Annotated in this window: 7 protein-coding genes; all 7 read left to right on the top strand. The window is 71.6% G+C overall.

Translation table 11 applies throughout. From position 1 onward, the window contains the following. Positions 1-76: 76 nt before the first annotated feature. The 7 genes from rsmA (at position 77) to P1P70_RS32255 (ending at position 10,723) form a co-directional block, all read left to right on the top strand. Positions 77-964 carry a 16S rRNA (adenine(1518)-N(6)/adenine(1519)-N(6))-dimethyltransferase RsmA gene (gene rsmA / locus P1P70_RS32285; RefSeq protein WP_319244114.1) on the top strand — a complete coding sequence of 296 codons (888 nt, stop codon included), beginning with the start codon at positions 77-79 and terminating at the stop codon, positions 962-964. Positions 965-1,016: 52 nt separating this feature from the next. Then, positions 1,017-1,931: a 4-(cytidine 5'-diphospho)-2-C-methyl-D-erythritol kinase gene (locus tag P1P70_RS32280; RefSeq protein ID WP_319244112.1), complete on the top strand. Its 915-nt coding sequence runs from the start codon at positions 1,017-1,019 to the stop codon at positions 1,929-1,931. A 67-nt stretch (positions 1,932-1,998) separates the two neighbouring features. Next, the gene (locus P1P70_RS32275) at positions 1,999-3,393 is read left to right on the top strand and encodes an acyltransferase (RefSeq protein ID WP_319244110.1); all 1,395 of its coding nucleotides are present in this window, start codon (positions 1,999-2,001) and stop codon (positions 3,391-3,393) included. Between the two features lie 230 nt (positions 3,394-3,623). Next, positions 3,624-4,403 (top strand): MHYT domain-containing protein, encoded by a 780-nt coding sequence (locus P1P70_RS32270; protein WP_319244108.1) that lies wholly within the window; start codon positions 3,624-3,626, stop codon positions 4,401-4,403. Positions 4,404-4,515: 112 nt separating this feature from the next. Beyond that, the gene (locus tag P1P70_RS32265) at positions 4,516-6,519 is read left to right on the top strand and encodes a nitrate- and nitrite sensing domain-containing protein (RefSeq protein WP_319244106.1); all 2,004 of its coding nucleotides are present in this window, start codon (positions 4,516-4,518) and stop codon (positions 6,517-6,519) included. Positions 6,520-6,842: 323 nt separating this feature from the next. Continuing rightward, a complete protein-coding gene (locus P1P70_RS32260) occupies positions 6,843-8,657 on the top strand; it encodes an ABC-F family ATP-binding cassette domain-containing protein (protein WP_319244104.1) in 1,815 nt (604 codons plus the stop codon). A 254-nt stretch (positions 8,658-8,911) separates the two neighbouring features. Next, positions 8,912-10,723 (top strand): PQQ-binding-like beta-propeller repeat protein, encoded by a 1,812-nt coding sequence (locus P1P70_RS32255; protein WP_319244102.1) that lies wholly within the window; start codon positions 8,912-8,914, stop codon positions 10,721-10,723. Positions 10,724-10,816: the final 93 nt, after the last annotated feature.

Here is a 10,816-nt window from a genome sequence, read left to right as displayed (position 1 = left end):
GCTATCAGGCCCCCGCACCCCGAGTCATCAGGCGCCCGAGAACCGGGCGGAGCCAGCCGCCCCGTACCCTGGTGCCGTGAGCAGCCCCTCCCCCGACGCCCTCCTCGGCCCCGCCGACGTCCGCGAACTCGCCGCCGCGCTCGGTGTGCGTCCGACCAAGCAGCGCGGCCAGAACTTCGTGATCGACGCCAACACGGTCCGCCGCATCGTGCGGACCGCGGACGTCCGCCCGGAGGACACCGTCGTCGAGGTGGGCCCGGGTCTCGGCTCGCTCACCCTCGCCCTGCTGGAGGTCGCGGACCGCGTCACGGCCGTCGAGATCGACGACGTCCTCGCCTCCGCCCTGCCCGCGACGATCGCCGCCCGCATGCCCACCCGCGCAGGCCGCTTCGCCCTCGTCCACTCGGACGCGATGGACGTGACGGAACTCCCCGGGCCGGCCCCCACCGCCCTCGTCGCCAACCTCCCCTACAACGTCGCCGTCCCCGTCCTGCTGCACATGCTCGACACCTTCCCGAGCATCGAGCGCACCCTCGTGATGGTCCAGGCCGAGGTCGCCGACCGGCTCGCCGCCGGGCCGGGCTCGAAGGTGTACGGCGTGCCGTCGGTGAAGGCCAACTGGTACGCGGAGGTCAAGCGGGCCGGGGCGATCGGGCGGAACGTCTTCTGGCCGGCGCCGAACGTGGACAGTGGGCTCGTCTCCCTGGTCCGCCGGACGGAGCCGGTCAAGACCACCGCCGCCAAGCGGGACGTGTTCGCGGTCGTCGACGCGGCTTTCGCCCAGCGGCGCAAGACCCTGCGGGCCGCCCTCGCCGGCTGGGCCGGTTCCGCGGCCGCCGCCGAGGCCGCCCTCGTCGCCGCCGGGGTCTCCCCGCAGGCCCGCGGCGAGTCCCTGACGGTCGAGGAGTTCGCCGCCATCGCCGAGAACCGCGTCACCGAGGACGCCGGCGCGACCGGCCGATGAGCCGCCGCAAGCCCAGCCACCCCCAGTCCCACCCCGAGGAGCCCCGTCAGCCGTGAGCGTCACCGTTCGCGTTCCCGCCAAGGTCAACGTGCAGCTCGCGGTCGGCGGTGCCCGGCCCGACGGGTTCCACGACCTGGCCAATGTCTTCCTCGCCGTCGGGCTGTACGACGAGGTCACCGCCACCCCCGCCGACGAGCTGACCGTCACCTGCGAGGGCCCGGGCGCCGACCAGGTGCCCCTGGACCGGAGCAACCTCGCCGCCCGCGCCGCGCTCGCGCTCGCGCGGCGGCACGGGATCGAACCCGCCGTCCGACTTCACATCGTCAAGGACATCCCCGTCGCCGGCGGCATGGCCGGCGGCAGCGCGGACGCGGCCGGCGCGCTGCTGGCCTGCGACACGCTCTGGGGCACGAATGCCACACGCGGCGAACTCCTCGACATCTGCGCCGAGTTGGGCAGCGATGTGCCGTTCAGTCTGGTGGGCGGGGCCGCCCTCGGGACTGGCCGCGGGGAACGGCTTCGGCCCCTCGACGTGGGCGGCACCTTCCACTGGGTGTTCGCCGTCGCCGACGGCGGCCTCTCCACGCCCGCCGTCTACCGTGAGTTCGACCGGCTCCACGAGCACGACGTCGTCCCCGAGCCCGTCGCCTCCGAGGTGCTGCTCTACGCGCTCGCCAAGGGCGACGTGGACGCGCTCGCCGCGTTCCTGCCGGGCTCCAACGGCCTCCAGCCCGCCGCCCTCTCCCTCTTCCCGGAACTGACCGACACCCTCGCCGCAGGCCACGCGGCGGGCGCGCTCGCCGCGCTCGTCTCCGGCTCGGGCCCGACCACGGCCTTCCTCGCCCGGGACGCCGACTCCGCCCACGCGGTCGCCGAGGGTCTTCTCGCGTCCGGTACGTGCAAGTCCGCCCGCGTGGCCGCCTCGCCCGCGCCGGGGGCGACCGTGATCCGGGGCGCCCGGGCCTAGGTACTCAGAGGTGAGGTGAGTACGGGAGCGCTGCCGCTCACCCCGGCGCCCGCGCGACCGTACTCCCATGACCGCAACAACCAGCGCACGGACCGGTGCGGGCGCGCGTGCGAGCGAACTCGCCGCCGCCACCCCGGCCACCCGGGACCGGTACGTCGACCTCCTCCGTGTCGCCTCCCTCGGCACGGTCGTCCTCGGCCACTGGCTGATGGCGGCCGTGACCACCGGAAACGGCGGCGGTGTCGAGGTGGGCAACCTGCTCGCCGTCGAGCCGGGGCTGCAGATCCTCACCTGGGCCCTGCAGATCATGCCGGTGTTCTTCTTCGTCGGCGGCTTCTCGCACGCCCTCTCTTATCGCTCGCTCAGCCGGAAGGCCCCGGACGGCGCCTCCGTCTACCCCGCGTTCCTGCGGGCCCGCCTGCAGCGGCTGTTGCGGCCCACCATGGTCTTCATAGGGGTGTGGGGTGCCGCCGCCGTGGTTCTCCATCTGGCGGGCCAGGGCGGCGGGTTGCTCGACGTGGCGCTGCGGCTCGTCGCCCAACCGCTGTGGTTCATCGGCATCTATCTGGCGATGGTCGCCTTCACCCCGCCGCTGCTGAAGCTGCACGAACGGTACGGCTGGGGTGCGTTCGGCGGGTTGGTCGCGGCCGCCGCGCTCGTGGACACGCTGCGCTTCGCGCTCGACGTGCCCTTCGTCGAGTTCCTCAACTTCGCCTTCGTGTGGCTCGCGATCCACCAACTCGGGTTCCTACGCGCCGACGGGCGGCTGACGAGGCCCTATCTGCTCGCCGGTGCCGGGCTCGCGGGGGCCGCGCTGCTGGTGGCGTACGGGCCGTATCCGCTGTCGATGGTCGGGATGCCGGGCGAGAAGGTGTCGAACATGGCGCCGCCGACCTTCGCGCTGCTGTGCCACGGGCTGTGGCTGGTCGGTGCGGTGGAGTGGGTGCGCCGGCCGGTCGCACGGTGGCTGGAGCGGCCGAAGGTGTGGCGGACGGTCGTGGCGGCCAACGGCATCTCGATGACCGCGTTCCTGTGGCATCTTTCGGCCATGCTCGGGGTGTACGGCGTGCTGCTCGTCCTGGACGTCGACCTGCCCACGCCCGCGACGGGCGCCTGGTGGGCCCAGCTGCCCCTGCGGATCGTGGCCGCGGCCGTCCTCACGGCGGTTCTCGTCGCTGCCTTCCGGGGCTTCGAACGGCCCCCGGCCCGCCCCTCAGGGCTGTCTCGGCCGGGCAGTTCCAGCAGGTCGGAGGCGTATTCCGGGCCTGCCGCCGCTCTGGGGGTGACCCTGTGTCTGTTCGGGGTGCTGGGACTCTCCATGGTCGGATTCGGCGGGCTGTTCGAGGGGCGCACGGCCCTGTTGATCGCCGTCCAGGTCAGCGCTCCGGCGGCCGTGGCCATGACACTCGCCGGGTGGGCGCTGGTGGAACTCATTGGTCGTGGCACACGGTCAAGTGCCTGACCGGAGCGGTCCGGTGGAGGAAATGTGCAGGTCACGCAATGGTCTGCCAAACCCCTCAGTTTGTAACCCACGCCACAGCGCTTTAATGTTCACGGAAGTTCCTTTTGGGTCCCTTCGGGTGATTCGCCGCTCATTTTCGAGTGGCATGATCTCGATCCCCGGTGCCTGGTTACCGGCGGTACTTCCCGTGCGCGTGGTGTCGTCCCCGCGGCGGGCGAGAGGGGTTCCTCATGGAACACATCGACCACTTCAGCGCCGGATGGGTCACCCCCGTCCTCTCCTACGTCATGGCCTGTGTCGGCTCCGCGCTCGGGCTGCGCTGCACCGTCAGGGCACTTGAGGCCGAGGGCGCCTCCAAGCGGAACTGGCTCACGCTGGCGTCGTTCGCGATCGGCTCGGGCATCTGGACCATGCACTTCGTCGCGATGATGGGCTTCGGCGTGGAGGGCACCCCGATCCGCTACGACGTCCCGATGACCGTCCTCAGCCTGGTCATGGCGATCGCCGTGGTCAGCGCCGGTGTCTTCACCGCCGGCTACGGCCGCTCCCGGATCCGCGCGGTGGCCTTCGGTGGCCTCGGTACCGGCCTCGGCGTGGCCGCGATGCACTACACCGGCATGGCCGCGCTCAACCTGCACGGCCAGGTCACCTACGACCCGTCCCTCGTCATCGCCTCCGTGGTGATCGCCGTCGTCGCCGCGACCGCCGCGCTCACGCTCACGCTGATCGTGCGGGGCGGGGTGCTCGCCGCGATCGCCGCGCTGGTCATGGGACTCGCGGTCAGCAGCATGCACTACACCGCGATGTACGCCGTGAGCATCGAACTCGCGCCGAGCACCGCCCAGTTGGCCGGGGCGACGGCCACGGAGTTCCTCTTCCCGCTGGCCGTGATGCTGGGGTCGTTCCTCTTCCTGACCTCGGCCTATGTGGCCCTCTCGCCGACCGGGAAGCGGGCGGAGTCCTCTTTCGCCGACGAGTTGCTGCGTGAGGTGGAGCTGTCGACGGCGTGAGCGCTCCCCTGTGAGCGCCCTGTTTGCCTGCGGGCCCGGTGGGGGCCGGCCGCGCAGTTCCCCGCGCCCCTTTCGGGGCGCTCGATCCTCCCTCTCCTGATGAGGTCCCCAAATGAAGATCCTCCGTGCGACCACCCGGCTGCTGCGCCCCAGATCCGTGCGGGCGAAGATCGTCGCCCTGTTGATGCTGCCCATCGTGTCGCTGATGGCGTTGTGGAGCTACGCCGCCGTGACGACCGTGGCCGCCATCGGTGACACCGAGCGGGCCAAGGACGTCAACAGCGAACTCCTGGCGCCGGTCGCCGAGTTCGTTTCCGCGTTGCAGGACGAGCGGACTGCCGCGATGCGGTACGCGGCCGAGCCCACCGAGACGGGTCTCGACGACCTGAGGGCCGACCAGCAGGCCACCGACAAGGCCGTGACGGCGCTCCGGACGGGCCTCAGCTCCTCCAGTTCGGACGCCGCCCTCATCGACCCGGGGCTGCCCGACCGTCTGGACACCCTCGAAGCCGACTTCAGCGACCTCGCCGCCCTGCGCGCGGGCACCGACGGGTCGGGCGCGAGCAACGCCGAGAACACGGTGTCGACGGTGTACACCGAGTACTCCACCGTCATCGGCCACGCCTTCGCCGTGACCGGCGCGCTCACCAGCGAGAAGGGCACCGACGCGACCTCCGAGGCGCGGGTCGTCCTCGAACTCTCCCGGGCCCGGGACGCCGTCGCCCGCGAGCAGGCGCTACTGGGCGCCGCCACCGCGTCCGGGACGCTGGGCAAGGAGGAGTACGCGCGGTTCGTGGGCGCCGTCGCCGTCCAGCGCGAACTGCTGCGCCCGGCCGTCGCCGACCTCAAGGCCGAGCACCGGCCCGCCTACGACGTGCTCCTCGACAGCGACAGCTACGCCGCCCTCGTCAAGGTCGAGGACGGGGTGACCGACGCCGGCGCGGGACCGGTGTCGGCGGCCGTGCTGAAGGACTGGGACGCCTCCTCGACGGCCGTGCTGGAGGGCCTGGCAGCGGCCGAGGAGGACGCGGGGACGGGCGCGGCGGCCAAGGCGGACGTCTTCGGCTGGGACAACCTCGGCGCGTCCGGCGTCGCCGTCGTCCTCGGCCTCGCCGGTGTGCTCCTGTCGCTGCTGGTCTCCGTGGGCGTCGGGCGCGGCCTCATCGTCGAACTCCTCGACCTGCGCAACTCCGCCCTGGAGGTCGCCGGGCGCCGGCTGCCGCAGGCGATGCGCAGGCTGCACGCCGGGCAGGGCGTCGACATCGACGCCGAGGCCCCTATGCGGCGCCTCGCCGGTGACGAACTCGCCCAGGTGGGCACCGCGCTCACCGCCGTGCAGCGGGCCGCGCTCAAGGCGGCCTCCGAGCGCGCCGAACTCCTCAGCGGCATCTCCGGGGTGTACGTCAGCCTCGCCCGCCGCAGCCAGGTGCTGCTCCACCGGCAGCTCGACCTGCTCAGCGTCATGGAGCAGCGCCAGCAGGAACAGCGGAACCACGCCGAGCTGTACGACCTGTACCGCGTCGACTACCTCGCCACCCGGATGCGGCGCCACTCCGAGTCGCTGCTCATCCTGTCGGGGATCGCGCCCGGCCGGGGCTGGCGCGACCCGATCGCGCTGACGGACGTCCTGCGGGCCGCCGTCGCCGAGATCGAGGACGGGACCCGGGTCCAGGTGTGGGCCGTACCGAAGGTGTCGCTGAACGGCGGTTCCGTCGCCGACGTCATCCATCTGCTCGCCGAGCTCGTCGAGAACGCCGCCGCGTTCTCCCCGCCCTCCACCAAGGTCCAGCTGCGCGCCGCCCGGCTGCGGGACGGCATCCTCATCGAGGTCGAGGACAGCGGCTTCGGCATGAACGAGGAGGGGATGGCCGAGGCCAACCGCAAGCTCCGGTCGGAGCGGGTCGACCTCCTCGACGCCAAGCAGATCGGCCTGTTCGTGGTGAACCGGCTCGCCGACCGGCAGGGGCTGCGCGTCGAACTGCGGCAGTCGACCGACGGAGGCGTCGCCGCGGCCGTCTTCATCCCCGAGAACCTGATCCGCGACGACATGCCCGTCCACCAGGAGCCGGCCGACGACACCCGCTCCCCCGCCGTCCAGCGGCAGCGGCGGCCCTAGGGCCGCACAGGACCGCCGTGCGCCCCGGGTGGTGGTCTCCCCGGGGCGCACGGCCTTGGTGCGCGGGCATTCCTGTACGGCGACGACCTACGGGGGTGGAAAGCACGGGGCGCAGCCCCTGCTTTTCAGGGGCGCGGGGAACTGCGCGAGAAGCCCCACCGGACCCGCACCCGAAGTCGACCCGCTCCCGTCTCGCGCTGAAGCCCCGGGCCCTCACCCGTCGCGGCCGCCGCCCGCGCGCGACCGACCGCCCGCCGCCCCGTCACACCCGTGCGCCCCGCCGACTACCCTGGAGGGTCGATCGTCCCCGTGGCAGGAGAGTAATGGCCGTCAACCTGGTCAATGTCGAGAACGTCAGCAAGGTGTACGGCACCCGCGCCCTGCTCGACGGGGTCTCGCTCGGCGTCTCCGAAGGGGACCGGATCGGCGTCGTGGGGCGGAACGGGGACGGCAAGACCACCCTGATCCGGATGCTCGCCAAGCTGGAGGAGGCCGACACCGGGCGGGTCACCCACTCCGGCGGCATCCACGTCGGCGTGCTCACCCAGCACGACTCCCTCGACCCCACCGCCACCGTCCGGCACGAGGTCATCCGCGACATGGCGGACCACGAGTGGGCGGGCAACGCCAAGATCAGGGACGTTCTGACGGGCCTCTTCGGCGGGCTCGACCTCCCGGGCTTCCCGCAGGGGCTCGACACCGTCATCGGACCGCTCTCCGGCGGTGAGCGGCGGCGCATCGCGCTCGCCAAGCTGCTCATCGAGGAGCAGGACCTGATCGTCCTCGACGAGCCCACCAACCACCTCGACGTCGAGGGCATCTCCTGGCTCGCGAACCACCTGCGGGAGCGGCGCTCCGCCCTCGTCTGCGTCACCCACGACCGGTGGTTCCTGGACCAGGTCTGCACCCGCATGTGGGACGTGCAGAAGGGCACGGTCTTCGAGTACGAGGGCGGCTACTCCGACTACGTCTTCGCCCGCGCCGAGCGGGAGCGGATCGCCGCCACCGAGGAGACCAAGCGGCAGAACCTGGTCCGCAAGGAGCTGGCCTGGCTGCGGCGCGGCGCCCCCGCCCGTACGTCGAAGCCGCGCTTCCGCGTCGAGGCGGCCAACGAGCTGATCGCGGACGTACCGCCGCCGCGCGACACCAGCGAGCTGATGAAGTTCGCGTCGACCCGGCTGGGCAAGACCGTGTTCGACCTGAAGAACGTCACCGTGCAGGCCGGTCCGAAGGTGCTGCTGAAGCACCTGACCTGGCAGCTCGGGCCGGGCGACCGCATCGGCCTCGTCGGCGTCAACGGGGCCGGCAAGACCTCCCTGCTGCGGGCCATGGCGGAGGCCGCGCGCAGCGAGGGGGAGAAGCAGCCGGCCGCCGGGCGGGTCGTCACCGGCAGGACCGTCAAGCTCGCGTACCTCTCCCAGGAGGTCGCCGAGCTCGACCCGAACCTGCGGGTGCTCCAGGCCGTGCAGCAGATCCGCGACCGCGTCGACCTCGGCAAGGGGCGCGAGATGACGGCGGGGCAGCTCTGCGAGACCTTCGGCTTCAACAAGGAGAAGCAGTGGACGCCGGTGGGCGACCTCAGCGGTGGCGAGCGGCGGCGCCTGCAGCTGCTGCGGCTGCTGATGGACGAGCCCAACGTCCTCTTCCTCGACGAGCCGACCAACGACCTCGACATCGAGACGCTCACGCAGTTGGAGGACCTGCTCGACGGGTGGCCGGGGTCGATGATCGTGATCTCCCACGACCGGTTCTTCATCGAGCGGACGACGGACAAGGTGTTCGCGCTGCTCGGTGACGCGGCGCTGCGGATGCTGCCGCGCGGGATCGACGAGTACATCGAGCGGCGCCACAAGATGGAGGAGGCCGCGGCGGCGTCCGCCGGGGTCGCAGTGAAGCCCGCCGCCGAGACCGCGTCGCAGAGGAGCGCCGCCGACGTCCGCGCCGCGAAGAAGGAACTCCAGAAGATCGAGCGGCAGTTGGACAAGGTCTCCGAGAAGGAGACGAAGTTGCATGCGCGGATTGCCGAGAACGCGACCGACTTCTCGAAGGTGGGAGAGCTGGACGCCGAGTTGAGGGCGTTGCTCGGGGAGAAGGAAGAGCTGGAGATGCGGTGGCTTGAACTGGCGGATGACGCGTAGTCGGTCGATCCGGGCGGCCGTCCGCCGTGGGGGCTCGTGTTCGAGGCCGAGGCCCCGCGCACGTCCCGTGAAGGGGGCGTGAAGGAGCGTAACGGGGGCATCACGGGCCGGTTCTCCCTTGGGAACAGGGGAGCGACCGGCCCCATGTGCGAGCACGTCGCAGTGATAGAAAGAGCCGTCTGAGAACAGTCTGAGAAGCGACACCACGCGGTCACACGGGTGGCTCGAAAGCAGCGAACAGGGGGAAAGCGCTGATGGTTCAGCCGCCCGATCAGCCGCCGCACGGCGGTTACGGAGTTCCGGGGAATCCACCGCCGTCGCAGCCGCAACAACCGCAGCAGCCGTACGGCTACCCGCAGACGCCCCCGCCGCAGGGCCCGCCCGCACCTGGCCCCGGCTACGGCTACCCGCCCCAGCAGCAGCAGCCGCCCGCGCAGCCGGGCCCGTACACCCAGCCCGGCCCGTACGGCCAGCCGCAGCAGCCCGGCCCGTACGCGCAGCCCGGCCCGTACAACCCCGCGTCGCAGGCCGGTTACGGCTACCCGCAGCCGCAGTACGCGGGCGCGCCCACGCCCCCGCCGGTCGGCGGCGGTGTCGGCGGCGGTGGGTCGAAGAACCCGTTCAAGGGCAGGCCCGCGATGGTCGTCGGGGCCGCCGTGGCCGCACTGCTCGTGGTCGGCGGCGCCGTGTTCGCCGTGACGACCCTCGGGGACGACGGCGAGAAGAAGCCCGTCGCCAAGGAGAGCACCGGCCCGTCCGAGGACGACAAGCCGTCCGACGCGCCCTCCGCGCCCGTCAACCCGGGCGACGGCAGCGGCGACGGCGGCGAGGACCTCGACATCTCCGACCTCAACGCCGACCGCAAGGACGGCGAGGCGAAGGTCCTCTGGTACAAGAGCGCGCCCGACGCCCCCGGTTCGGGCGCGGGCGCCCCCGGTCTGTGGGTCACCGACAAGGTCGCGGTGAAGCCCGCGTACAAGCAGCTGTTCGCCTACAACGTGGGTGACGGCGACCCGGCCTGGGACCCGATCGAGTTCCCCGGCAAGATCTGCGCGGTCACCCCGCAGGAGACCTCTGACGACCGGGCCGTGGTCGCGTACCAGAAGAGCACGTCGAAGAACGCGGACTGCGACCAGCTCCAGCAGATCGACCTGAACACCGGCGACAAGGGATGGTCGGCCCAAGTGGAGAAGGGCGACCTGTTCGACAGCGCCCACAGTGTCTCCCTGGCCGTCGCCGGTGACACCCTCGTGGTGGGCCGCTCGCAGTCCGGGACGGCGTACGACATCAACACCGGCAAGAAGCTGTTCGACAAGAAGACCTACGGCCAGTCCTGCTACCCGTCCGGGTTCGCGGGCGGCGCGCGGCTGGTCGTCGTCTCCTCCTGCGCGGTGACCACGGAGAAGGAGCACGACGAGGTCCAGGAGCTGGACCCGAAGACCGGCAAGGCCAAGTGGACGCGGAAGATCCCCAAGGGCTGGAAGGTCGAGAACGCGTACTCCGTGGACCCGCTCGTCCTCTACCTCACCAACGAGGAAGAGAACACCTGGAACATCTCCACCTTCAAGGCCGACGGATCGACCCGTTCGCAGGTCGACTCCGACGCCTCGTTCGCCCCCGACTGCGACGGCGGGATCCTCACCGGGAACCTCGCCGGCTGCACCGGCGTCGCGAGCGACGCGAACACGCTCTACCTGCCGACCGAGGAGAAGGACGGCACGAACCAGATCGTCGCGCTGAACCTCGCCACCGGCAAGGAGAAATGGCGCGTCAAGTCGCCCACCGCCGACGCGGCGGTGGAGCCGCTGCGGACCGAGGGCGGGAAGCTGATCGCGTACGTCGAGCCGTCGTCGGACGCCGGCGGCCAGATCGTGTCGTTCCCGACCACGGGCGGCAGCCCCGCGGCCACCCCGCTGCTGCGGATGCCGGCGAGCGCCGCGGCGATCGAGAGTTCCTTCTACTCGAAGGCCATCGACTACGTGGACGGACGTTTCTACATCTCCTCGACCCTGCTCAGCGGTGCCGACGAGTCGAAGGAGAAGTTGATGCTGGCCTACGGCAAGTGACAGCCCCGCTCGTCCCACACCCGACCACCGAGATCCGCTCCGAGGTATCCACGTCATGACGCAGCCGCCGCCCCCGCCGAACCAGCCCCCGGG

Origin of the sequence: Streptomyces sp. MB09-02B, from assembly GCF_033794485.1 — a bacterium.
In the GTDB taxonomy this organism is placed as follows: Bacteria; Actinomycetota; Actinomycetes; order Streptomycetales; family Streptomycetaceae; genus Streptomyces.
Note: the sequence above shows the minus strand (reverse complement) of the source record. Positions and strands in the feature narration are given on the sequence as shown.

Coding starts and splice junctions, on each gene's coding strand:
- P1P70_RS32275 (WP_319244110.1), top strand. CDS start 1,999: ATGACCGCAACAACCAGCGCACGGACCGGTGCGGGCGCGCGTGCGAGC.
- P1P70_RS32270 (WP_319244108.1), top strand. CDS start 3,624: ATGGAACACATCGACCACTTCAGCGCCGGATGGGTCACCCCCGTCCTC.
- P1P70_RS32265 (WP_319244106.1), top strand. CDS start 4,516: ATGAAGATCCTCCGTGCGACCACCCGGCTGCTGCGCCCCAGATCCGTG.
- P1P70_RS32260 (WP_319244104.1), top strand. CDS start 6,843: ATGGCCGTCAACCTGGTCAATGTCGAGAACGTCAGCAAGGTGTACGGC.
- P1P70_RS32255 (WP_319244102.1), top strand. CDS start 8,912: ATGGTTCAGCCGCCCGATCAGCCGCCGCACGGCGGTTACGGAGTTCCG.